This is a genomic window from Campylobacter aviculae (assembly GCF_005406215.1).
In the GTDB taxonomy this organism is placed as follows: Bacteria; Campylobacterota; Campylobacteria; order Campylobacterales; family Campylobacteraceae; genus Campylobacter_D; species Campylobacter_D aviculae.
In genome coordinates this window covers 32,484-56,256 of record NZ_NXMA01000005.1, presented here as the reverse complement: position 1 = coordinate 56,256, position 23,773 = coordinate 32,484, and the positions used below count along the sequence as shown (strand labels likewise).

The 23,773-nt window shown below is 29.2% G+C and carries 18 protein-coding genes, 7 tRNA genes and 3 pseudogenes; 7 read left to right on the top strand and 21 right to left on the bottom strand.

The features are described from left to right. Window positions 1-2 precede the first annotated feature (2 nt). Complete coding sequence (locus CQA76_RS03780) at window positions 3-1,427, top strand: Mur ligase family protein (RefSeq protein WP_137622118.1); 1,425 nt, start codon at window positions 3-5, stop codon at window positions 1,425-1,427. Here the strand turns inward: CQA76_RS03780 and CQA76_RS03775 are convergent. Together CQA76_RS03775 and CQA76_RS03770 are read right to left on the bottom strand one after the other, a co-directional pair. Further along, on the bottom strand, window positions 1,420-2,451 hold the full coding sequence (locus CQA76_RS03775; RefSeq protein ID WP_137622117.1) for a fla regulon two-component system sensor histidine kinase FlgS: 1,032 nt from the start codon (window positions 2,449-2,451) through the stop codon (window positions 1,420-1,422). The genes CQA76_RS03780 and CQA76_RS03775 overlap by 8 nt on opposite strands. Continuing rightward, window positions 2,444-3,196, bottom strand: a complete 753-nt coding sequence (locus CQA76_RS03770; RefSeq protein ID WP_137622116.1) for a DUF234 domain-containing protein — start codon at window positions 3,194-3,196, stop codon at window positions 2,444-2,446. The genes CQA76_RS03775 and CQA76_RS03770 overlap by 8 nt, the downstream gene beginning before the upstream one ends. Window positions 3,197-3,371: 175 nt before the next feature. On the opposite strand from CQA76_RS03770, the gene CQA76_RS03765 reads away from it, so the two are divergent. Further along, entirely contained in the window at window positions 3,372-4,646 is a 1,275-nt protein-coding gene (locus tag CQA76_RS03765) for an aminotransferase class V-fold PLP-dependent enzyme (RefSeq protein WP_137622115.1), read from the top strand. Window positions 4,647-4,654: 8 nt separating this feature from the next. Here CQA76_RS03765 and CQA76_RS03760 read toward each other — a convergent pair. The 8 genes from CQA76_RS03760 to CQA76_RS03725 all read right to left on the bottom strand — a co-directional run bounded on the left by CQA76_RS03760 (window position 4,655) and on the right by CQA76_RS03725 (window position 6,080). Further along, window positions 4,655-4,731, bottom strand: a tRNA-Asp gene (locus CQA76_RS03760). A 15-nt stretch (window positions 4,732-4,746) separates the two neighbouring features. After that, window positions 4,747-4,822, bottom strand: a tRNA-Val gene (locus CQA76_RS03755). A gap of 6 nt (window positions 4,823-4,828) precedes the next feature. Then, window positions 4,829-4,904, bottom strand: a tRNA-Arg gene (locus CQA76_RS03750). 12 nt (window positions 4,905-4,916) lie between these two features. Beyond that, window positions 4,917-4,992: transfer RNA gene (locus tag CQA76_RS03745), tRNA-Lys, on the bottom strand. A gap of 5 nt (window positions 4,993-4,997) precedes the next feature. Further along, window positions 4,998-5,074 (bottom strand) — tRNA-Asp (locus CQA76_RS03740). Between the two features lie 15 nt (window positions 5,075-5,089). Then, window positions 5,090-5,165: transfer RNA gene (locus CQA76_RS03735), tRNA-Val, on the bottom strand. A gap of 6 nt (window positions 5,166-5,171) precedes the next feature. Next, window positions 5,172-5,247 (bottom strand) — tRNA-Lys (locus CQA76_RS03730). A gap of 59 nt (window positions 5,248-5,306) precedes the next feature. Next, on the bottom strand, window positions 5,307-6,080 hold the full coding sequence (locus CQA76_RS03725; RefSeq protein ID WP_137622114.1) for an amino acid ABC transporter permease: 774 nt from the start codon (window positions 6,078-6,080) through the stop codon (window positions 5,307-5,309). Window positions 6,081-6,192: 112 nt separating this feature from the next. Between CQA76_RS03725 and CQA76_RS03720 the strand changes: the two genes are divergently transcribed. Then, window positions 6,193-6,567, top strand: a complete 375-nt coding sequence (locus CQA76_RS03720; RefSeq protein WP_137622113.1) for a hypothetical protein — start codon at window positions 6,193-6,195, stop codon at window positions 6,565-6,567. A gap of 1,418 nt (window positions 6,568-7,985) precedes the next feature. Then, a pseudogene (locus CQA76_RS09470) lies at window positions 7,986-9,793 on the top strand (putative barnase/colicin E5 family endoribonuclease); the annotation flags it as partial. A 336-nt stretch (window positions 9,794-10,129) separates the two neighbouring features. Here CQA76_RS09470 and CQA76_RS03705 read toward each other — a convergent pair. The 3 genes from CQA76_RS03705 to CQA76_RS03695 all read right to left on the bottom strand — a co-directional run bounded on the left by CQA76_RS03705 (window position 10,130) and on the right by CQA76_RS03695 (window position 11,109). Continuing rightward, on the bottom strand, window positions 10,130-10,621 hold the full coding sequence (locus tag CQA76_RS03705; protein ID WP_137622112.1) for a hypothetical protein: 492 nt from the start codon (window positions 10,619-10,621) through the stop codon (window positions 10,130-10,132). Continuing rightward, the gene (locus CQA76_RS03700; protein WP_170999708.1) at window positions 10,618-10,848 is read right to left on the bottom strand and encodes a hypothetical protein; all 231 of its coding nucleotides are present in this window, start codon (window positions 10,846-10,848) and stop codon (window positions 10,618-10,620) included. The genes CQA76_RS03705 and CQA76_RS03700 overlap by 4 nt, the downstream gene beginning before the upstream one ends. Window positions 10,849-10,938: 90 nt before the next feature. Next, on the bottom strand, window positions 10,939-11,109 hold the full coding sequence (locus CQA76_RS03695) for a hypothetical protein (protein WP_232364889.1): 171 nt from the start codon (window positions 11,107-11,109) through the stop codon (window positions 10,939-10,941). Window positions 11,110-11,243: 134 nt separating this feature from the next. Here CQA76_RS03695 and CQA76_RS09325 point away from each other — a divergent pair. Beyond that, window positions 11,244-11,898 (top strand): annotated as a pseudogene (locus CQA76_RS09325) (SU10 major capsid protein); the annotation flags it as partial. A 246-nt stretch (window positions 11,899-12,144) separates the two neighbouring features. On the opposite strand, the gene CQA76_RS03685 reads toward CQA76_RS09325, so the two are convergent. Continuing rightward, window positions 12,145-13,134 carry a c-type cytochrome gene (locus CQA76_RS03685; protein ID WP_137622109.1) on the bottom strand — a complete coding sequence of 330 codons (990 nt, stop codon included), beginning with the start codon at window positions 13,132-13,134 and terminating at the stop codon, window positions 12,145-12,147. Window positions 13,135-13,298: 164 nt separating this feature from the next. Between CQA76_RS03685 and CQA76_RS09400 the strand changes: the two genes are divergently transcribed. Next, entirely contained in the window at window positions 13,299-13,439 is a 141-nt protein-coding gene (locus CQA76_RS09400) for a hypothetical protein (protein ID WP_408608971.1), read from the top strand. On the opposite strand, the gene CQA76_RS03680 is transcribed toward CQA76_RS09400, so the two are convergent. The 5 genes and pseudogenes from CQA76_RS03680 to CQA76_RS03660 all read right to left on the bottom strand — a co-directional run bounded on the left by CQA76_RS03680 (window position 13,427) and on the right by CQA76_RS03660 (window position 17,919). After that, on the bottom strand, window positions 13,427-14,059 hold the full coding sequence (locus tag CQA76_RS03680; protein ID WP_137622108.1) for a hypothetical protein: 633 nt from the start codon (window positions 14,057-14,059) through the stop codon (window positions 13,427-13,429). The genes CQA76_RS09400 and CQA76_RS03680 overlap by 13 nt on opposite strands. Continuing rightward, on the bottom strand, window positions 14,056-14,301 hold the full coding sequence (locus CQA76_RS03675; protein ID WP_137622107.1) for a hypothetical protein: 246 nt from the start codon (window positions 14,299-14,301) through the stop codon (window positions 14,056-14,058). The genes CQA76_RS03680 and CQA76_RS03675 overlap by 4 nt, the downstream gene beginning before the upstream one ends. Beyond that, window positions 14,282-15,334 carry a DHH family phosphoesterase gene (locus CQA76_RS03670; RefSeq protein ID WP_137622106.1) on the bottom strand — a complete coding sequence of 351 codons (1,053 nt, stop codon included), beginning with the start codon at window positions 15,332-15,334 and terminating at the stop codon, window positions 14,282-14,284. Before CQA76_RS03670 ends, CQA76_RS03675 begins: the two co-directional genes overlap by 20 nt. An 8-nt stretch (window positions 15,335-15,342) precedes the next feature. Further along, window positions 15,343-17,520 carry a flagellar biosynthesis protein FlhA gene (flhA, locus tag CQA76_RS03665; RefSeq protein ID WP_137622105.1) on the bottom strand — a complete coding sequence of 726 codons (2,178 nt, stop codon included), beginning with the start codon at window positions 17,518-17,520 and terminating at the stop codon, window positions 15,343-15,345. After that, window positions 17,504-17,919: pseudogene (locus CQA76_RS03660) on the bottom strand (Rrf2 family transcriptional regulator). The gene flhA and the pseudogene CQA76_RS03660 overlap by 17 nt, the downstream one beginning before the upstream one ends. Before the next feature lie 168 nt (window positions 17,920-18,087). Here CQA76_RS03660 and rpsO point away from each other — a divergent pair. After that, on the top strand, window positions 18,088-18,360 hold the full coding sequence (gene rpsO, locus CQA76_RS03655; protein WP_137622103.1) for a 30S ribosomal protein S15: 273 nt from the start codon (window positions 18,088-18,090) through the stop codon (window positions 18,358-18,360). A gap of 68 nt (window positions 18,361-18,428) precedes the next feature. Here rpsO and CQA76_RS03650 read toward each other — a convergent pair whose 3' ends face one another. Both CQA76_RS03650 and flgL read right to left on the bottom strand, forming a co-directional pair. After that, window positions 18,429-21,365, bottom strand: a complete 2,937-nt coding sequence (locus tag CQA76_RS03650; protein WP_137622102.1) for a DNA translocase FtsK — start codon at window positions 21,363-21,365, stop codon at window positions 18,429-18,431. Between the two features lie 107 nt (window positions 21,366-21,472). Next, a complete protein-coding gene (flgL, locus tag CQA76_RS03645) occupies window positions 21,473-23,719 on the bottom strand; it encodes a flagellar hook-associated protein FlgL (RefSeq protein WP_137622101.1) in 2,247 nt (748 codons plus the stop codon). Window positions 23,720-23,773 lie beyond the last annotated feature (54 nt).

Below are 23,773 nucleotides of genomic sequence, written 5' to 3'. Positions count from 1 at the left end.
TAATGCTTATTAATTCTTTTTATTTTATTAACTCATTATTTTTCAATTTTTGCATAGCCTTTTATCTTATAAGTGCTTTACAATGGTACTCTTATAAATTAAAACGTGTTTTTTTTCACTATCATAAGCCTCTATGGCATTTATATTTTTTAGTTTTTCCATATTTAATGTTTTTAGTTTTTCCTTTATATTCTTTAATTTATTTTATTATTCTTGCCCCAATTTTATATTTTTGGAATAAAAACATAGACAAAAAACTTATCTTTACAAATAAGGTTAGATGGTTTTTTATCTTCATTTTTACCTATAACACAATTTTTGCGATACTAGCCTTACGCATATCTTTTCTCTTTAATCTTTTAAGCTTACCTCTTGCTCTCATTAGTCTTAAAATTTATGATTTATTCTCGAATTTATATTATAAAAAACAAGCCAAAGTGAAATTGCAGACTAATGAAAAATTAAAAATTATCCTTATTACTGCTAGTTTTGGTAAAACCAGTATTAAAAATTTCCTTTATGAATTATTAAAAGATGAATTTAAAGTTTATAAAACCCCAAGATCTGTAAATACTCTTATGGGAATAATTTCAGATATTAATAATAATTTAAATAACGATACCCAAATTTATATTACAGAAGCAGGTGCAAGGGTCAAAGGGGATATTGATGAAATCACTCGATTTTTAGAACCTCAAATTTGCATAATTGGAGAAATAGGAAATGCTCATTTAGAATATTTTAAGAGTATAGATAGCATCAGACAAACAAAACTTGAAGCCCTTAATTCCAAAAAACTAGAAAAAGCTTTTTTACACACAAGTACATTAAAACAAGAAAACGAAGTAATTGCTTTTTATGATGATAAAATAAGCAATATAAATTCAGACTTAGATGGTTTAAAATTTGAAGTATTTTTAGAACAAAAAAACCATAAATTTGAAAGTCAAATTTTGGGAGAATTTAATGCTCAAAATTTATGTGCTTGTATACTTTGTGCTCATTATTTAGGTATTAAACTCGATTCTATTAAAAATAATATCTCAAAAATAAAATCTGTGGAACATCGTTTACAGATTATCTCTAAAGAACCAAAATTTATTATTGATGATGGTTTTAATGGAAATTTCAAAGGAATGAGTGCGAGTTATAAATTGTGCAAACTTTATCAAGGTCGTAAAATTTTAGTTACCCCTGGAATCATAGAAGTGAATAAAGAAGAAAATATTAAACTTGCTAGAATTATTAACGAATGTTTTGAATTAGCCATCATAACAGCAAGTATCAATGCTGAAATTTTTGAAAAAGAACTTAGCATTGAAAAAATTATCTTAAAAGAAAAGTCTGAACTTGTGAATACTTTAGCCAAAGAAACCAAAAATGGAGATTTGATCTTATTTTCTAATGATGCCCCAAGTTTTATGTAGTTTGATTGCTTAAAGGTAAGGTGAAATAAAAATTTTTAGGATCTTTTTCGAAACCTAATTCCCCTTTATGAGCATGGATAATTTCTTTAGAAAGGGATAAACCAAGGCCATTTCCTTTAAGTTTTGTTGTTTTAAATGCTTCAAATACCAAATTTTCATCTTTAATTTCACAACCATTATCAAAAACTCTAATATATAATTTGTTTTGCTTAATACTAGTTGTAATTTTAATTTTTGGTTTTTCGCATTCATTTTCTTCAATAGCATCAATAGCATTATAAATTAAATTTTGCAACACCAATCCCAAAAGTGCCTTATCTGCACAAATTTGCATATCCAAAAAATCCAAATCAAAATCAATTTGAGAAGAAAAATTATAAGAATTGATCGCACTTTCACATTCTTCTTTTAGCTCTAAAATATTGAAATTTAAAGTATTTATATGCACACCTTTTGTAAATAATAAAGTTGAATTTACTATACGTTCTACCCTATCAATGGCTTTTTTCATCTCAAGTACTATATGTTTATTTTTAAGCTCACTTCGCGAAAAAAGAGTGGAAGCAAGTAAAGATATAGAACCTATTGGATTTCTTATTTCGTGTGCTAAATGTGCAGCAACACTTCCCATGCTAGCAAGTCTTTCATTACGCTTTTCATCGCTAATATCTGTAGCTGAAATAATAGTTTTTTCATTATGTGCTATGATTTTTACAGCATAAAACTTGCTATCAAACTCTAGCTCATCACGTGTTTTTTCAAGGCTAATACTATTTAATAATTTAGGATTTTTTAAAGCTTCTTGATTTTGTAAAATAATGTTTTTTTCCTTATCCAAAATCCAAAGTGCACTAGGCAAAAATTCAATGATTTCATCAACCATAGCACGTAAAGAATTGTAATTTTCATTTAAAATCTTATATTCATTTTCTATAACATAGGTTTGTTCTATTAAGCTTTCTAATCCTTTTTGTAAAGTTTCTTTTTCGTTTGCATCCAAACTTTTTAAAATATTTTCATTCATTTTCATCATCCTCTAGTAAAATTTTAAAATCATTAAAATCCAACAAAAATAAATTTTGTTCGGACATTTTATAAAATTCTTTACTGAAACCATTCTTTGAAATAATAATATAATAATTAGGTATCAAATTTAAAGATTTTGCTTTTAATTTCAAAAGATTTAAAATATTTTTGCAAATTTTTTTATTTTTAAATTTTACCTCCCCGATTAAACTCAATTTTTCATCTTGGTAGTATAAATCTATTTCTAAATTTTTATTCCAATAGCTCTGTACTCCATGAATCTGAAATTTTCTCTCAATCAATTCTCTTGAAAGCTGTTCAAAACAAAAACTTTGATAAAGTTCAAATTTTTCTTTAATTATTTTCATAACTTCATCATATTTCTCTTGTAAGATTAATTTTTCATTAGGTTTTAAAAAATAATAAAAAAAACGTGTAAAATGATTTTGAAAAATAATTTTATCTTGTATCACATAAGATCTTAGTTCTTTTTTTAGCTTTTCTCTTTTATTTTTAGGTTTTTTTATCTCTTTACTATATTCAAGTTTTAAAATATTATTTTTCAAAAGATATTTCAGTATAAAATACGCTTTAAAGTGCTGTATATTTCTATTGATGGAAAAACGCTTTCTATTATTTTTTGCCAATAATGAAAGAGCATAAGAGGTAATTTTATCAAAATTAAAACTATTATTAATTTTTATATAATTTTTAAGCAAAAGATTTTCAATATTTTCAAACACATTCTGATCTAAATTTATTTTTTTTAGATCTTCAAAACCATCAAAAACACTATAAAAATTAAAAATTTCTGTTAAAACCGAAGTATTACAAAAATTTGCAAAATCTTTAAATTTTATATTTTTCCTTTAATCAAAAATATTTTTATAGTATAATTCTAGCAAAATTTCATAAGGATTGTATTTGCAAATTTCGGATTTAAAAAAAGAATTGATACTTAAAAAAGGTGTCTTGCATTTTGATTTTACTGCAAGCGCTTTAGCCTTAAAATGCGTAGAAAAACAAATTGAAAAAATACTTCCAACCTATGCAAACACGCATTCTGATAGCTCTTTAAATTCTTTTAAAACTCAACAATTTTATGAGCAAGCTAGAAAAGATATTAAAACAAGTCTTAAACTCAATAAAGAATTTGCACTCATAGCTTGTGGAACAGGATCAAGTAGTGCTATAAAAAAATTTCAAGAATTACTTGGAATTTATGTGCCTCCACTAGTTAAAGAAAAATATTTCACTCAAATAAAAAAAAACGCTTTACCCTTAGTAATCGTTGGACCATACGAGCACCATTCTAATGAACTATCCTTTAGAGAAGGCTTATGTGAATGCATAAGAATACCTTTAAATAAATTTGGCGAAATCGATTTCGATTTTTTAGAAAAAATTTTAGAAAAAAATAAAAAAAGAAAAATCATTGCCAGTTTTTCTTTAGCCTCCAATGTAACTGGGATATTGAGTGATTATAAACGCATAAGCGATTTGGTGCGTAAATATAAAGGTATAGTAGCTTTTGATGCTTCTAGTTTTATCCCCTATAAAAATATATCTTGCAAATATTATGATGCTTTGTTTATAAGCTCGCATAAACTCATCGGAGGCATTGGTGGCTCTGGACTTTTAGTGGTTAAAAAAAATCTTTGCGGAAGTAAGCCTAGCTTTGCCGCAGGAGGAACGGTTGGCTATGTCTCAAGAACTTCTCAATGCTATCTTTGTAATGAAGAAATTTTAGAAGAAGGTGGAACTCCTGGAATTTTACAGCTTATCCGTGCTAGTTTAGCTTTTAAAATAAAGGATTCTTTAGGAATTTCTCAAATAGAAAAAAAAGATAAATATTTAAAAAACTATTTTTTTAAACAAATTCAAACAATACCCAACTTAATCCTTTATGCTAAAAATTTAACCGATCGCCTACCTATTTTTTCATTTAATATTAAAGGAATTTCTCCTTATGATCTTGCCTATGAATTAAGCAAAACCCATCATATAGAAACACGTGCTGGTTGTGCATGTGCTGGACCTTATGGGCACGATTTGCTTGGTTTAAAAGACAATCAAGAGCTTAAAACAAAACCAGGATGGCTGAGAGTTAGTTTGCATTATACACACGAAAAAGAAGATATAGATTATTTTATTAAAGCTTTAAAGCAAAGTATAAAAAAATTAAAATTTTAAAATCTAAGTGGCGCAGCGGACGGGGCTCGAACCCGCGACCTCCGCCGTGACAGGGCGGCATTCTAACCAGCTGAACTACCGCTGCACCTAAGCAGTAAAATGGTGGTCACTATAAGACTCGAACTTATGACATCCACCTTGTAAGGGTGGCGCTCTACCAACTGAGCTAAGCGACCTAAAAGTGGCGACCCCTAGAGGATTTGAACCTCTGTTTCCACACAGAGAGAGTGTTGTCCTGGGCCACTAGACGAAAGGGTCTAAACCCGAAAGTGGTGTCCCGTGTTGGATTCGAACCAACGGCCCCCTCCTTAAAAGGGAGATGCTCTACCGGCTGAGCTAACGAGACAAAAGTGGCGCAGCGGACGGGGCTCGAACCCGCGACCTCCGCCGTGACAGGGCGGCATTCTAACCAGCTGAACTACCGCTGCACCTAAGCAGTAAAATGGTGGTCACTATAAGACTCGAACTTATGACATCCACCTTGTAAGGGTGGCGCTCTACCAACTGAGCTAAGCGACCTAAAAGTGGTGTCCCGTGTTGGATTCGAACCAACGGCCCCCTCCTTAAAAGGGAGATGCTCTACCGGCTGAGCTAACGAGACAAAATAAAAATGTGATTATGCCAAAATATATCTTAATTTGTCAAGGATCTTTTTTATTTTTAATATTTTCTTTCTAAATAACGTGAAAATAAACTTATAGGCAAAGTTAAAATGAGATAAGTTATCGCTAAAACAATATAACCTTCAAGTGTAGCAAAAACATAAGAATTAACCTCTTGAACATTTTGTGTTAATTCATTTACAGCGATCACACTCAATAAAGAACTATCTTTAATAAGATTAGCCAATTGTCCACTAATAGGAGCTAAAATATTTTTTAAAGCCTGAGGAAAAATCACATAAAATAAAATTTGTCTTTCGCTTAGTCCTAAAGCTCTTGCACTTTCTATTTGAATCAAAGCAATGCTAAGAATTCCTGATCTAAAAATTTCAGCCAGATACGCTCCAGAAAACAAAGAAAGGATAAATATCCCTACAAAATATCTATTATCAAAACCTAAATTATTAGCGATAATATAATAAATCAATAACACCTGAACAAGCAAAGGTGTTCCACGAATGATTTCGATATAAAATAAAGCAAAAAATCTCACTACTATAAATCTACTCAAGCTAAAAAAACAAATCATCAAACCAAAAAAAATACTACATCCTAGAGCAAAAAAACTGATCAATAAAGTATTTAAAAATCCACTAAAAATTGTTTTTTTATATTCCAGCAACAAAGTAAAATCGAAATGATAAATACTCACTTTAAAACTAAAGTAAAAAAATAAGATTAAAAAACAAAGTAAAAGTGTTGCATTCAACAACCAAACTATCTTAGAAATTGGTTTTATAGGCCTAAAATTTTTATGCTCCTGAATAAACAAAATATCCTCCTATTTTCTTATAAAAATATTTTATTTATAATTTCTAGTATGCAAATTTTTTTATAAGTAAAATTTAACTAAAATTTTAAAAATCATTTAAAGGCGAATTAATATGCTAATTCTTGGACATCCTTTGGTAAAAAATTTAAGTTTTAATTTTATAAAAAAAATTGAAAATTTGCAAAACGATCAAATTTCTTGTTTTTTTTATGATGAAAAAATTATCCAAAAAGCAAAAAATGAAAATTTGGATTTTGCTATTTTTATACAAAACAAAAATGAAATTTTTTTAAGCAATGCACTTGAGGCAAAATTTTTAATCTTTAAAGATGAAAAATTAGCAAAATTTGCTTCAGAAGTAGCTGAATTCTACCTTTTTGATAGCAAAATTTTAGTAATAGTAGAAAATTTTGATAACTTGGAAAAAGCTTATAATTTAAGAGTTGATGGGGTTATTTTAAAAAATTTTATAAAAAACTATCGTTAAATTTTAAAGCATTTAATAATACAAAACTCTATATCAAGTAAAAACTTCTACACCTTAACATCCACACTTCTATGTTTAGTTTTAGAACTTAATTTATTAAGATGATTGGTATTGGAATTGTTATCATTAGAATTATTGTTATTGCTATTAGAATTGTTATTTGTATTGTCATTATCTATTTTTACATTAAAAAGAATTTCTAACTCTTTTGCTAAATCAAATTTATTTTCAAGAAGTTTTTTAAGATCTGTAAGGGTATTTTCAAAAGAACATGTAGCTATCTAAATATAATTTTAGCAAACAATCCTAAGTTAGCAAATAAACTAGGAACTTCTTTACACTTGCAAGATGAAGCGATATTAAAAGAGCTAAATTTGAATAATATTTCTAAAGCTGATGAACTTTATACTTTAAGAGATACTAGAGCCAAAAGAGCTTATGAGGAATTTGGAAAAGGACTTGAAGAATTAGATAAATTAAATCAAAAAGGTGTAGTTATAGACAAACAAGCCTTAGATGATATTGCAGAAAATTATGGAATTTATAGTGAAGCAACTCCAGCCAAAATAAAAGAATTTATGAATGAAGCTAGAAGGGGTGATTTAGATGGCAAAAGCGTAAAAGAAATTTATGATAGAATAGACGCTATAGGCAAGAAAATAAAAGATAGTTCAAGTCATAACTATAAAGGTTTTTTAAATAGTCTTAAAGATGAGTTTTTAGAAAGCATGGTTAGAAATTCAGACAATCCACAATTAGCAAGAAATACACTAGAAAAGATAAGAAAAGATTATGTGGATTTTAAAACCTATGATAAAAGCAAAATAGGAGAAAAATTAAAGGGAAGTGAAAAACAAATAACAAAAGAAATAGAAAAACTTCTAAACGAAACCAATCCTAAAAAGAATTATGAGGCTATAACCAAAGGGCTTAATGATGACGAGATTAAGACTTTAGACAATCAAATAATAACTAGAGCCTTAGAAAAACATAAAATAAACATAGGGGATAATGCTAATCCTAAATATATAGTCAATTATAAAGCATTTATGGATAATTTGGAGAATTATAAACCAAAAAGTAAAACAGGACAAGAACGAATGGAAGTTTTAAGATCTATAAACAACATACGTTCTAATTTTGAAACTATAATAGATGGCATTTTAAATTCAAAAGCAAAAGAGCTAGGATATGGAATTAGTTCTAATTTTATAGAAAGAGCTAAAACAATGCTTGTGAATAGTTTTACAGATCATATAGCCTTTTATTTTGTAAGATTATTGGATATAAGCAAAAGAGCAGGAACAAGAATACAAATGAGAAGAGCTTTTGCAAATATTAACACTTTACAAGGTTTTAATAAATCGGCTAAAGAATTTATTTCAAGCATTAAGGATAAAACACTCAAAGAAGAAGCAATCAAAGCTAGAAAAGAATTTAATTCTAAAACTAAAGGTTTAATCAAAGGCGATAATTTCTTTATAGATAAAGCAAATCCTAAAGAAGCTAAGAGTGATTATACTGCTAAATTTAATGTAGAAAATGGGTTAATGATGTGTCTGGTGTTTTAAATGATGAATGGGTTGTTAATCTAAAAGCTATGGCTAAAAAGCACCCTGAAATGTTTAAAAGCGAAGCAGATGTGTTTAGAGTAATTAAAGAAATAAAAAACAATCCTACTCATTTTTTTAAAAATTATGATGATAAGGTTACACTAATAGCTAAGCCATTAAAAGATGATAAAGTGGGCAATATTGCTATAAAAAAAGACAGTGGCAAAATCATACATATTAATAAAACAAAAAATAAAGATCTGGAAAGATTAAATCGTAGAAATAAAAAAATGCTGACAGGGACGCCAACTCCTGCAACCACTAAAGGTAAAAATGCCAATGTGGAAGGCGATTTATTACAGCATTCTTTGAAAAATTCTACCCAAGCTAAGCCTAAAAAAACTTAATGGATTTAATCAAAGGCGATAATTTTTTTATGAATAAATCCGATTCTAAAAATAATACTTTAAATTTTATAGGTAAAAATGGAAAAGAATATAGTATAAATAAGGAAGTTAGAAACGAATGGTTGAAAACATTTAAGCTTAAAAATATCGATGATGATTATATCCCTAATATACCAAAAGAAGTAAAAAGAGCTTTAAAAGATAGAGAAGTAAAACTTACAAAAGGAAGCTTATTAAAACTAATTGAAAAGATAGGGTTAAATACATACCACATATAAAAGAAACTTTAGAAAATCCACAAGTGGTATTAAAAGATAAGGATGATTTTATATTTATTAAAAATATAGACAACCAAACTTATTTTACAAGCATAGGTAAAGACTACGAAACCCACTTGACTATAATTAGCAACTCTCCTAAAAAACAAAATAATATAAGAAATAAAATTAAGAATGCTAAAGTAGTGTATTATAATAATGCGAGAGCCTTACCGACATCTAGGGCATCTTCAGAGACAAAGCAAGTGTCGTTCTCTGGCAAACATTCTACCCAAGCTAAGCCTAAAAAAAACTTAATGGATAAATTAAAAGAGAATGTTAAGGCTAAAAAACAAAGAAAAAGAACAAGAAAAGTGTAAAAGAAAAGTTAGATGAGAAAATAAAGATAGATAAAAAGGATAATAGTGATGATATGCTACAAAGGTATGATGATTATTTGGATGAAAATAAAAATTTTAATTTAGATTATTTAGATGAAATGGATTTAGATCCGATTCATTATAATCTAACAAGAAGGTTTATAATCAATGCCAAAAAAGACACTCTCAAAGGAATTAAACATGATATTCCAGAACGTATGAGAAAGCAAATCGAGGAAAAGCTAAATATCAAACCTATAAAAGAATTTGGGGATAATTACGCAGAGTATTATCACGACGGAAATGGTGCTTTACAAAAACTACTCATTGAAAAACAAGGACAAGTGGCAGGTGCTTTTTATAGAAAAGAATTAGGCGATGTTGATTTGGTTTGGGGAGAAGTAACAGATAAAATAAAACATAAAGGCTATGGTTTATCTCATATTATCGATAAGCATCCTGAGTTGGATTTAAAGCTAGTATCCGAAATTATCAAAAATGGCAAATTAATAAAAGATAATAAGGGTAGAATTAGAATACAATTTGATAACAAAGTTGTAGGTATAAAAGATAACTGGAAAGGAGATAAGACAAATACATGGATAGTTACAAGCTATGAATTACAATAAGAGAAGTGAAAAGTTTATATACATCTTTCACAATTACAAAGGGCGAGATTCTGCCCTTAAACTCTTAATCAAAATTCTAACAAACAAAGTTAAAAATAAAATTAAGTTGGTTTTAACCTATCCTATTTAAAAATGCAAATTATATCATAGGTTTAAGCAGTGAATTTAAAGGAAATAAAAGAACTTTTATAATTACGGCTATTGAAAGATACAAAGGATAAAAACAACACTTTCACCGATTGTTTTTTTGCGGTTAGCTCGGACAATTTGCTAACCAACCTTTTGTTAATTATAGCATAAATTTAACGGATTTTTAAAAAGATAAAAATAAACGAACTATTCTTCGTTGCTACTCTTTTGTTTAAATAGAGAGTTCTGGTAAGATATTGCCCTAAAAACCATATAAAAGCCATTCATACCCAACCCTACATTTGTTTTACCTTCTAATTCTGATCTAACCATATTGATTACTTTAATCTGTATTTCTTTATGTGTTTTCATATATTCTTTTTCAAGTAAAAAATCCATAGCTAATATAGAAGCACTTAGTATTTTAATAGCATAATCTTTATTGGTTTTCCATAAATTTTCACATAAAATATAACCACTCCAAGACAATATTTTATAAGGACAAACACCTTTAACGCTTACGCCATGCTCTATAACATGATCATAATATTGACTAATTACACTTTCTAAAATAAACTCTTGTGCTTTGTCAGGAATTTCTAACTCATAAAGCTTACAAAATTCATTCCAAATATCAATAAGATTAGCAACTTCATCAAAATTAAAAGATGCTTCTGTTAATTTCTGATGTGTACTCATTTATTAATACTCTCAAAAAGCTTTTTTGCTTCATCTTTTTTTGATTCAATTTCCAACACAAACTCTTCTTTATTAGTTTTATATTTTTCTAAAAATTTTGATACTTCGGCATCAATACCATTATGCAAACTATCTTCATACTCTTTCATATTGGTCGAAGTAACATTAATTTTTTCTTTTTCTTCAATAACTTTTTTAAAAATATTTCTTGCTATTTCTGCCGTCATTTTGGTTTTCTCCTTTTCTTTTATATATTTTAGCATTTTTTACTTTAAATTATCAAGCAAAAAATATTCCAAGCTGTATTAATGATGTTTTTAATCTTTTTTATACTTTTCTAATATTTTCAATAACTCATCTAAAGCTAAACCTTTTTCGTAGTAATATAAAAAAGGTTCAACCCAAGCGGGTGTTTCATCTTTGGATTTCCAATTCATTAATGTTTGATAAGGCATTCCTATAATTCCCACAAAATCTTTTTTACTCAATTTTAATTCTTGTGGTTTTTTCAAAAAAATAGCAAAATTTTGATAAATTTTTTAATTTTGTTTCAAAACACCCTAGTTTTGAAACAGCCATTTTTATTAAAATCCTCCAAAACTAAACTAAGGAGAATTTTAAAATGGCATTACCTTCATTTGGTTATACACCACCAGCTACAGAAAACGTTAAATTAAAACCTTCAATTTATGAAAAGATTATTAAAGTTGGAGCAACAGATACTCCTATTTTAAATAAAATCGGAACTTCAAATGCTACAAGTCCTCTTTTGCATTCTTGGATTACTGATACTTTTGAAAAACCAAAAAAGAATGCGAATTTAGAGCTTTCTAAATTTGTGGGTGAAACTAAAAACACAACTCAAAAAACCTCCAATGCAACACAAATTTTTATTTCAGAAGCTATGGTTTCAGACGCACTATTAAAAATGGCGGAAATGAAATGGAGTATCAGATCGATAAAAAAACTATAGAGCATAAAAGAGATATGGAATATGCTTTGTTTGGCTTAGGTCGTGATACTGATGTCAAAAATCAGTTTTTAAAAGCTATATTCAAGCAGGAGCAAGCACAAGCGGAGAAATGGCAGGTATTTTTCATTTTGTGGCAAAAGATAAAGAAAGCTTTGAAAACAAAAGACGTGGAAATGTTTTAGCTTTTGATGAGGCAGGTGATTGGAGTGGCACTGCAACTGAATTAACAGAGGATAAACTCAATCAAATCTTACAAACCATTTGGGATAGTGGAGTAACTCCTAAAGATGTGTTTTTGGGTGCTGTAAGATTACCAAAAAATGTTTAAAAGATACGCAAGTTGCAAGCGACTTGATATTTTTTAGAAAATATGCAAAAGACAAAGCAAGGGATTTAGCTATAGAAGATGAAGTGAGTTATAAGAACAAAATTTTTTAAAGTGCTGAAAAATACTTATTGTTGCATAATACAACATTGAAATAAAATGCTCTTCATGAAATAAATTTAATAGTAAAAATTTTAAAGGCAAGAAATTTTCCTTGCCTTTAAATTACTTTTTCAACATTGGCTTATAAGGGCCATAGCGATGTTGGGTTGTAGAAAAACTATCATCATAAGGTCCTACATCCATATCCAAAGGTTTTACTTTTCTATCTGGAAAATCTTTATCTCTATTTGCTTTAATTGGGCGAGTTTGCGAATTCATATAAGCAGCTACATCATAAGCTTGCTCAAGAGTTAAATCTGGTGCACCTTGTGGCATATTTTCTTTTATATAAGAAGCTGCCTTGATTAAACGATACATTCCAGCTCCGGTATTATAGCTATCTTTTCCCCATAATGGTGGATATAAATAATATGCTCCAGCACTGTCTTCATTTTTAAGACCTAACCCATTTTCTTGATGACAAGCAGCACATTTTTCTTGATAAATTTTTTCTCCTTTTTTAGGATCTGCAGCTCTTGAAATATAATCTATTTTCTTAAGACTTTGTCCTTGAATTTTAGCACCGACCGGAATACCTTGAGAAAGCCATTGCATGTAAGTAAGCATTGCTTTCATTTCAGGAGAATTTTCTGGCATACGCTTACCATTCATAGATCTTTCATAACAGCCATTGATTCTGTCAGCTAAAGTTATAACCTTATCTGCTCTTGCATTATATTGCGGAAATCTTCCCCAAATACCCACAAAACCGGCTTGATTTGGAATACTTCCAGCTGCCGCATGACAACTAGAACAAGAAAGATTGTTTCCGGCAAATCTTTTTTTAGGATCTTTCGCCTGTGGTCCTGTATATTTACTAGTCTCATTTAGAATTTTATTTCCAAAAATTACCATTTGTGCATATTTAGAATTTTTTGGCATTTTGCTTTCATCTATAGTACCATCCTCATTTAGCGCTTTAGGCAAAACCCACTTAGCTGTAGGTAAATCAATACCTGTAACACTTTTAGTTTTCTCTAATGTTTTATCAAGTGCAAATGCACAACTTCCAAATAGCATTAACGCTAAAGCCATAGAAATCTTTTTTTTCATAACTCCTCCTTAGATTTTTGTATCAACATTAATTATATAATTTTGATTAACAAAAGTCAATGTTTAAAAATTTTAAATATCTTGAATAATAAATTAATAAAAAACTAAAGTATTTTAGAATAAAATAGCACTCGCAATATTTTTAAATTTAAGGTTTAATTTCAATGAAAAATTTAAGCATTCAGGAAAAAAGAGATTTGGATGTTTGCGTTTTCCAGGCTTTAGGGAAAAGAAGTGCTTACACCAAAATAAGCTTTTTGAAAAAAGTGTTTTTAAAAATCAAAAGTATTTTTTACTCTAAATAATACCAATTAAAATCTTTCATTGTATAGGAAATATTTTTAAAATCTGGTGATTCTATAAAGAGTTTACATTTTTTATCTAAATTTTCTATACCATAAATTTTCATAGCCATTTTAGAATTATGTCTTAAAAGTTCTATACCGACACATGCTTGATTATTGACTTTATAAAGTAAGGTTCCACCCTCTTTTGGATCTATATTTAAAATATCTAAATTTGGATTTTTACTCATATCATCTTTGTTTTGACTAAAGCTATAATGCAATTTATAATAAATCATAATATCTTGCATAGCATTTTTTAAATCCCGTGTTATTTGACGGATCATTTGTCCATCATTTTTATATAAAGTTAGAAAATCATGATTTAAAAAATTGTTAAAATTTAAATCTTTTTCTAAATTCTTGCAAGAATTATAAGTTTTTAAAATTTGCACTTGATTTGGGCCGATTAAAAGATCTAAGCATTCTTTACTATTTTTAAAAAAATGCACTATTTTAGCACTTTCAACTTTAAAATTTTTATCAGAATTTTTTTTATAAGCAAAATCACTTAAATCTTCATATATATTAGCATAACTCAAGGAATATAAGCTTAAAATTATCGTAGCTATTTTTTTCATAAAAATAAATCCTTATATTTAATTTTTAAAAATTCTACAACTTCTAAAATTTCATCAACGCCCTCTTTTTGAGAATCTTTTAATACTAAATCTATATTATCTATATACGCTTCGATAGCTGATTCTAATTTTTCTCTTTTAACACCAGCATATAAAAGCATAGCCTCTAAAACAACACTTAATTCATACTTTAAATCTTCCAATTCATCATTTAAATTCTTTTTATGTGTTTGTTGTAGCATTCATATTTTCCTTTTTCAACTCTTTGCTTTTAATAAGATCAAGAAATTGGGCTTTAATATAATTATAGTTTGCACTATCTTTATAACCCGAAAACAATCCCCCACTAGCGTTTTTATGCCCTCCTCCACCTACTAAGTTTTTAGCCATTATGCTTACGTCTATTTTGCCATTAGCTCTAAAACTTAAAGTTTTTCTCGAACTTATATCAACAAAAAAATCATAATCTGGATTTTTAACCAAAAAATCATTTCCTATAATAGAAGTACTCCCTATATTTACAGTTAAAATCCCTTTATATCCTTCATATTCTATAGTAAAATCTCCTTTTAGTTCGCTTAATTTTTCTACTACAAAATTAGAAATTAAATTTGCAAGAGTATCATCACGATCTTTAGTGAAAAAATCTTTTTTTATAAAATGCGTGGCATTATCGAGTAAAACATTAGAATTTTCTTTGTCAATAAATTTACGAGCCCTTTCAAGCAAAAAAAACATATAATAAACTTGCATTTCCTTAAACATAACCCGATTGATTTCTTTGGCATTGGCAATTAAGCCTAAAAAAACTTTACCGAGTTCAAAATTTTTATCTTCATTAAGCCAAATATCTACAGAATTAACCACATCTACAAAACGAGAAAGTTCAGAATCGCAATGACAAATTTTAGAAAAAAAATCATAGGTGATTTTCGTAGCCGATCTTTTTGAGTCCAATAAATACCAGGAATATTTTTTTGCACACTCTTCCCCACTTTGATGATGATCGAGTAAAAAAATCTTGATCTTTTTTTCTTGACATATTTTATTAAATTCTTCACATTGAGAAAGAGTTAAATTTAAATCCGTGATCAAAATAATTGCTTTTTCAAAATTTTCATCTTTTTCAATATCGCTTAAAATAGCATTAAAATTATCATTGATTTCTTTTCCGTAGTTTGAGTTGTAAAATTTCACATTCTTAAAATAAAAATGAGTGATAAATTGACAAGCATAACCATCAAGATCTGTATGTGAAAGATGATAAATTTTCATTATTTTCCTTAAAGTTCTATCTTAATAATACCTTCTGTATTAAAATTGGTATTTTCAGCAATTTCAGCAAAGCTTAGCACAACAATGTTAATATTAAAGTTATAGCAAATATCAGCAATAAATTTTCTAAGCTGTGGTTCAACGCAAAGTATGAAAGGTTTGATGCGACCATTAGAAACCGCGGCCACTTCAGCTCTTAAAGTATCCACTAAAACACCAGTTTGTGCCACACTTAAAGGCAAATGATAGCTACCATCTCTAAATTGGACATTTTCCATTAAAATTGCCGAACTAGCAGAATCTAAAATAAAAATATCTAAATTTCCTTTGTCGTCTAGATACATATTTGTAATCATTCTTGCTAGTGATGCCCTAACATGCTCTATAATCATATCAAAACTTTTGCTCACTTCAGCAATATCACTAACTGATTCTAAAATAGTAAGCATATCTTTAATCGGTATATGATACTTGAGTAAATCTTTTAAAATCTTTTGAATAAGACTTACAGGTGCTACACTTAAAGCACCTTCAACTATAATAGGATAATCGTTTTTAACCTTATCTAAAAGGTTTTGCACTTCTTGACGTGTTAAAAGCTCGCTTGCATGTGATTTAATAAGCTCACTCATGTGAGTTGAAATCACACTCGCAGGATCGATCACTATATAACCATTAAGAGTTGCTTCATCTTTTAAATTCGCATCAATCCAAAGTGCATCGGAATTAAAAGCAGGTTCTTTTGTAGCTATACCCTCAATTTCTTCGGTGATAAATCCACTATCCATAGCCAAATATTTATCCGGATAAATTTCAGCACTCGCTATAGAAACTCCCTTTAGCTTAAAGCTGTATTCATTAGGCTTAAGTCTTAAATTGTCACGAATTCTTATTTTTGGCATTAAAAATCCTAAGCTCTCTGCGATACTTCTTCTCATGGATCTAATTCTTTCAGTCAATTCGCTTTCAGCCAGTTTTATAAGTCCATATCCAAGTTCAAGTTCTAAAATTTCAACTTTAAGAATATCATTAATTTTATGCTCTTCTTCTTTTAAAATTTCTTCTTCGCTTTTTTTGGCAGGAGCTGCACCTGCTGCATTTGATGTAGTAGCTCCACCTGCAGCGGCACTTGGTTTTGTCTTTTTAGCTGCCATGATTTCTATTTTACCTTCTTTAACTTGTTTTGTTAGATATCCAAGTCCTAAAAATACCAAAGACATAAAACCTAAAGATAAGTGAGGCAAACCCGGCACCAAAGCAAAAATAAACAAAACAAAACCTACGATTAATAAAGTTCTATATTCACTTAAAAGTTGATTCAAGGTTCCTTCAGCAAAATTATCTTCATCCTTGCTTGCACGAGTAATGATAATAGCCGTAGCTGTAGAGGTTATAAGGCCAGGAATTTGAGATACAAGACCATCTCCTATAGTGAGTATAGTATAGGTTGAAGCGGCTGTAGATAATGGCATATCATGCTGAAAAGAACCGATTAAAAAACCACCGATAATATTAATAATTGTAATAATAATACCGGCAACTGCATCACCTTTGATAAATTTACTCGAACCATCCATTGCGCCATAAAAATTTGCTTCAGCGATAATTTCTTGACGCCTTGCACGCGCTGTTTGTTCATCTATAAGACCTGCATTTAAATCGGCATCAATAGCCATTTGCTTACCGGGCATTGCATCGAGTGTAAATCTTGCTTGTACTTCAGAAACTCTGGTACTACCTTTAGTTACAACCATAAAATTGATTAAAACTAGGATACAAAATACGATTACCCCTATAACCATATTTCCACCAACCACAAATTCACCAAAAGAAGCAATGATTTCACTTACAACTTCAGGTCCATTTTGACCTTCGCTTAAAATCATACGCGTTGTGGCAATATTTAAAGAAAGCCTAAAAAGCGTTATAATTAAAATCAAAGTTGGAAAAGTGGTTAAATCGGTTGGTTTTGGAATATAAATAGAAATTAAGATAATTAATACTGACAAAGCAATACTTAAAGCTAGAAAAAAATCCAAAATAGGACTTGGCAAAGGAACAATAATAATAGCTAAAATACAAACTATAAAGCCGACTATAGTAAGACTTTTTGCTTTTAAAACTGGTCCAATCAACGGCCCTAAGAAGGGAAAAACAAGGTCAAATATTTTATTTTTTTTTGCCATTTATTTTTTCATAATATCTGCTAAAGTAATAGAATTTAAAAATTCATCTATTTTATCTTGTAATTTTGTAAGCATAGGCATCAGTGTGCAATCTTTTTCTTTATTGCTTGGACACACTCCGCTACTGCACTCAAAAACACTTACATCTTTTTTTTCTACACTATTTATAATTTCTTTTATACTATATTCTTTAGGATCTTTTATTAAGGTAAACCCTCCTTTTATACCTTTAAAAGATTGAAGCAAATTATCTCTAGCTAAAGTTTGTAAGATTTTTGCTAAAAAACTTTTTGGAATATTAAGCTCGGTAGATAAAAAATCTACATCTTGAGGTTTTTCTTTTTGGGCAATATAAATCAAAGAAAGCAAAGCATATTCACTAGCTTTAGTAAGTAGCACAAAATCTCCTTAATATATTATACACAAAAACTCAATTATAATAAAAAAATCTTAGAAAACGGCTTAAAATTTACAATTTTAGAAAATAAAATATACTTCAGTTTATTTTTTGTTTTAATTCGATATAATCAAAGCTCTAAAAAATTTAAACCAATCAGGAGGTCTATTATGGCTTTGGATTCGGCTAAAAAAGCAGAAATTGTTGCGAAATTCGCCAGAAAACCAGGTGATACTGGTTCAACAGAAGTTCAAGTGGCACTTTTAAGTGCAAGAATTGCTGAACTTACTGAACATTTAAAAATTTATAAAAAAGATTTTTCTTCAAGATTAGGACTTTTAAAACTAGTCGGTCAAAGAAAAAGACTTTTAGCCTATCTTAAGAGAAAAGATTACAATTCTTATAGCAAATTAATTACAGAATTAAATCTTAGAGATAAATAAAAAGCTCGCAAAGAGCTTTTTATATTTTTAGTTCTAATTTTGATACATAGAAAATTTTTATTTAAACTTTATAAAATCTCTCTTTGTCCTTTGGCATTTGGATCACTAAGAACCCCACCCTCTGTTAGTTGATCAATAATATTTGCGGCACGGTTGTAGCCTATATTTAACTTTCTTTGCAAATAAGAAATACTTGTTTTTCTATCTGTTAAAACTATATTTTTAGCATCTTCATAAAGCTCGTCATAATCGCTATTATTAAAATTTGTTTCACTTGTAACTCCTGCACTTTGCTGATCTTTTAAAAAGCTTTCATCATATTCTACGCTTTGTTGATCTTTTAAAAAATCTACAATTTTTTCTATCTCAAATTCACTTGCAAATGGAGCGTGTAATCTTACAATAGAACTAGTTCCAGGAGGGGTAAATAAACAGTCCCCTCTTCCCAGTAAGCTTTCGGCTCCCATAGCATCTAAAATCACCTTAGAATCTATTTTCTGCCCTACTTTATAGGAAATTCTACTCGGTAAATTTGCTTTAATAAGACCAGTTACCACATCTACAGAAGGACGTTGAGTTGCAACAATTAAGTGAATTCCACTTGCTCTTGCCATTTGTGCAAGACGTCCTATGTAAAATTCCACATCTTTGCCTGCAGTCATCATTAAATCAGCCAACTCATCAATAATAACAACAATAAAAGGTAACTCTTCCTCTCCTATTTCTTTCATCTTTTCATTATAATTTTCTATATTTTTAGTTTTTGCATCCGCCATTAATCTATAGCGTCTTTCCATTTCTGCTACCATATTAGAAAGAGCATTGATAGCTTTTTTAGGATCTGTAATCACTGGGGTTAAAAGATGAGGAATATCATTGTAAATGCTAAATTCAAGCATTTTTGGATCGATCATCATTAAACGTAGAGTTTTTGGAGAATTGCGATATAAAAGACTTAAAAGCATAGAGTTAATACCTACACTTTTTCCACTTCCAGTTGTCCCAGCTATCAATAAATGAGGTAATTTTTTAAGATCGGTTACAAAAGCATTTCCTACTATATCTTTTCCTAGGGCTATTGTTAAAGGACTTTTGGAATTTTTAAATACTTCGCTTTCTAAAATTTCACGCAAATAAATAGTCTGTATTTCTTCATTTGGGACTTCAATCCCTACTACATCTTTTCCAGGAATTGGAGCTTGAATACGTATTGATTTTGCCATTAAGGCCATAGTTAAATCATCTTGAAGGTTTAAAATTCTACTTACTTTTACATCGGCACTTGGACGAAATTCAAAGGTAGTCACTACAGGCCCAACATAGGTTCTAGTAACATCACCCCCTATTTTAAAGCGACGTAATTTTTCAAGCAAATTATAAATTTTTTTATCTATTTCGCTTTCATTGATATCCTGTTTGTATTGATTAGAATTGCTTAAAAAGTCAAGTGAAGGGAGTTTAAAATCTTTTGGTTCCTCAAGCTCTCCTTGCTCAATTTCTCTTAAAAGAGTTTTATTGAGTTCAATTTCTTTAGCTAAAATCGCCTTTTGTTCAATGATTTCATGCTTATCATCTTGTAATTTATTTTCTTTAAAATTCTGGTTTTTTTCACCCTCATCCAACTGCTGTAAAATTACCCTATTGTCTTGTGTTTCATTTTTCTGACTATCATCAAGTTTTATTATAGGAATCGGCTCTATATAAGGATGATTTAATTCTTCAACTATAGGCATAAAATCATCCGTATTTTCATTCATAAGCTCTACTTTTTTGGATTCAAATTCTTCTTCATTAAAGTCTAGAACTTCAACCTCTGCATCATTAGTTGTATTTTGTTTATTTGGATTTTCTTTCTTTGCATCAAAAAACTCTTCTCTTTGATTCTGCTCTTCATTTGTTTGATTAAAAGTATATTTGTTTCCTTGAATTATATTTAAACCAGATTCTGTTTTATCATTCTCCTCTAATTCTTTTATCCTTTCTTGAACTTTGTTTTCTAAAATTTCATTTTGATAAGCTTTGTATTCTTGTTCTAGTTTTGCTTTTTGTAGTAACTCTTCACTTAATTCTAGCTCTTTGCTAAAAATTTTTGTCTTTATCTCTTGCTTTGGAATAGAAATTTGGATATTTTTTCGCTTATAGCTTGGCTCATCTAAATTTTTATTTATTACATCTATTTGTTTTATATCTTCGGGTTTTTTAGGTTTTAAAAAACGCTCCGGAATCATATTTACCTCTTCTTTTAAAATAAAATTAAATTCTTCATCAAGACTGATACTTGATCGACTAGCTTTTTGGGCAAAATTTCTAACTTGCGGTGAATTTTCATAAACAAAACTTTTAGCTTCTTTTAAACTTTCTTTATCAACCTCTACTTTTTCATCTAGAATTTGACTTTTTAGTTTTTCAAAATTTTCTTTAGCTGTTACAATAGAATTTTCACTAGCATTAATATTGCTTAATCTTACAAGCTCTTCTGTCTGAGTTAAGGCTGTTTTTTTTACCATTGAATCACTTTGTTTGATTTGAATTATAGGAGCTTGTGGTTCGGATTTGCCTATATCATCTTTATCATTATCTCCGCCAAAAATTTTCATTAAACGTAGTTTTAAAATATTTTCAATTTTTAATAAGATCTCAAAATTTAATTCGATTCTAAAAAGTTCTTTTGCAAATTTTGGAAATAATAAAATAAGTGAAAAAATAAAAAGCAAAAGTGCAAATATCCCACTACCAGTATGTCCCAAAATAGTAGAAAAAACCATATAAATAATTTCTAATATATAGCCAAAATCCTTATAAAGTACAGAAAATAATAATAAAATTGAAAAAAAAGCAAAACCTATACCAAAAAGCTCTTGACGTGAAAAATTTTCTATTTGATAATTTTTTTTATAATAAAAATAATTTAAAACAAAAAGCGAAAAAGGGTAATAATATCCAAATTCTCCAAATAAAAATAAATTTATTTTATAAATCCAACTTCCCATGCTAGGAGTTAGCATACAAAGACATAAATAGAAAATACCAAAAGTAGAAATAGTAAAAATGGCTTCTTTTTTGATGTTTTTTCCTTAAAAATAATTTTCCAAGAAGCCATTATAACATAATTTTACATATAATTTAATAAACTCAGTTGAGATATGGTTGTACTAGCTTTAAGAGAAGCTTGGTATGCAAGTTGGGTTTGCATTAGATTTATCATAGCTTCACCAAAATCTATATCAATAACATTTGATTTAATACTTTCAACATTAACACTTAAAAAACTCACTCGAGTATTTACTCCATCTATGATATTATGATAAGCACCCAAGGTTGTATTAAGTTTGCTTACGTGATCGGCTAAATGATCAAGTCTTTCTAAAGCACCTTGCATTCCTGTATTTCTTGGATCGCTTGAATCAGCATCAGCTCTCATGTTTCCATTTAAAACTGCTTCAATCATACTATCAAGATCTTTTATAATATCAACATTAGGTTCATCAATAATCAAAGCATTATTCGCGCTAAAACTAAAATTCGGTCCATCAGTAACTTGTGCAGTTGTGCTTAATGGAGGTTTAGGAAATTGACCGCTTTGAGAATCACTTAAAGAAATTTCAATGTTAGTTCCTGAAGAAAGCTTATCTGTAACACTGATGCGCCCCTTATAATCCATGCTAACATCCACTGTAGCTTGAGAATTTTTCATAAGTTGTTGAATAGTGTCATAACCTTCTGCATCAACTTTATTATTATTGGCTGCAATGCTTTGAGTAGGAACTTTATCAGAAGCAAACATTCCGATAATATCGTTAATTTGTCCATAGGTAATATCATTAGGTGCTGTCACTACCCCACTGTTTCCTGTTGTTGGATCTGTATGCATAATAGGAAAGCTTATAGTTTCACCAGGATTAGCAGGATCAGGATAACTTACTGTAGATTTTCCTAAATCTATAGTTACATCATAAGTTTTTCCGCCTTTAGAATTTACTTTTAAATTTAAAACTGAATTATCAAGACTATCACCTGCCATAACCTCACTAAGTTTAGTTGAGTCTGTTGCATAAGCATTACTTCCCTTGATTACTTGAGAAACATTACCATAAACCGTATTTCCATTTTTTTCAAAATAAACATTATCATAATCTGCACCATTGGCTTTATTGCCATCTGAATCAGTCATATTGCTTTTAATAAAGTCAGTTTGAGCCAAGCTAAAGGTGAATTCTTTTTCAGTTCCATCTTTTCCTGTTAATTTGATTGTAACCGGAGAGGTAAGGTTTGTGATATCTCCGCCATTTTTGGTAGCTTCTTCCATAACTTTATTTGTAACATCATCCATGTTAAGGTCATTTTCCTTAACAAATTTTTCCATTACCTTAAAATCTTCAGTTGTTTCCATTTGAGGAGTGTATGCTACAGCGTGAAAATCTAATTTATTATTGCCTTGCTTTAAATCTGTGATTTGAATTTGGCCACTGTTATTAATACTTACTTCTACAACCTTATTGTTCGGAGTATTACCATAAAGGGCTCCAATTTGCTCCATTACATCTTCTATTTTATCATCTGGCTTTACTAAAACGGCACTTTTGAAACTCGTTCCGTCTGGTCTAGTTCCTTGAACATAAAGCGTTGATGATGGAAAATCAAGTTTTTGATCTTTATCTTCAAAATCTTTGTAAGCATCTAATTTTCCATCTTGAACATAATTTTGCCCGATAAGCTGTTTCCAAGCAGAATCTCCATTTAGATACTCAGTTTTATCTGTATAACGATTATCTGTAAAACTAACATTGGTTGTAATTTGTTTTTTATAATCTCCATCAGCTTTAAAAAATAAATCCCAGCCTGGAATATTATAGGGGCTTTCAGTTCCAGCTCCTGTTACAACATTGATATTATTTTTATCTCCATAATAATTACCATTAGAATCAAAAGGTTTATTTGCAACTTGAGATCCAGCAAAAAGATATTGACCATTGACACTAGTATTTGCAAGCTGTATAATGCTTTCTTTGATACGTTGCAATTCTTTTGCTATTGCTTCTCTTGATGTTTGAGAATTGCTATCACTTGCTGCTTGAGTAACCTTGACTTTAAAATCTTCTAAAAGCTGAACCATATCTTTCAAAGCCTTCATGCTATTTTCGGTTAATTCTTTTGCTGAACTTGTTGCATCTTTAACTTGCTCTAAAGCCTTTAATTCATACTCTAAACGCGTATTGTCTATATAAACACTTGCATCTTCATAAGAATTTTGTATTTTCGATCCAGAAGAAATCTGTTGAGAAATTTGATACAAAGCATTTTGCCCACCCATTGAAGTATTAACAGAATTTGTAAAATTGAGCTTATTTGTAACTCTCATTTGCATCCTTAAAATTTAAAGTTAAAATCTTTTCAAATATTTGCTAAAATTAAT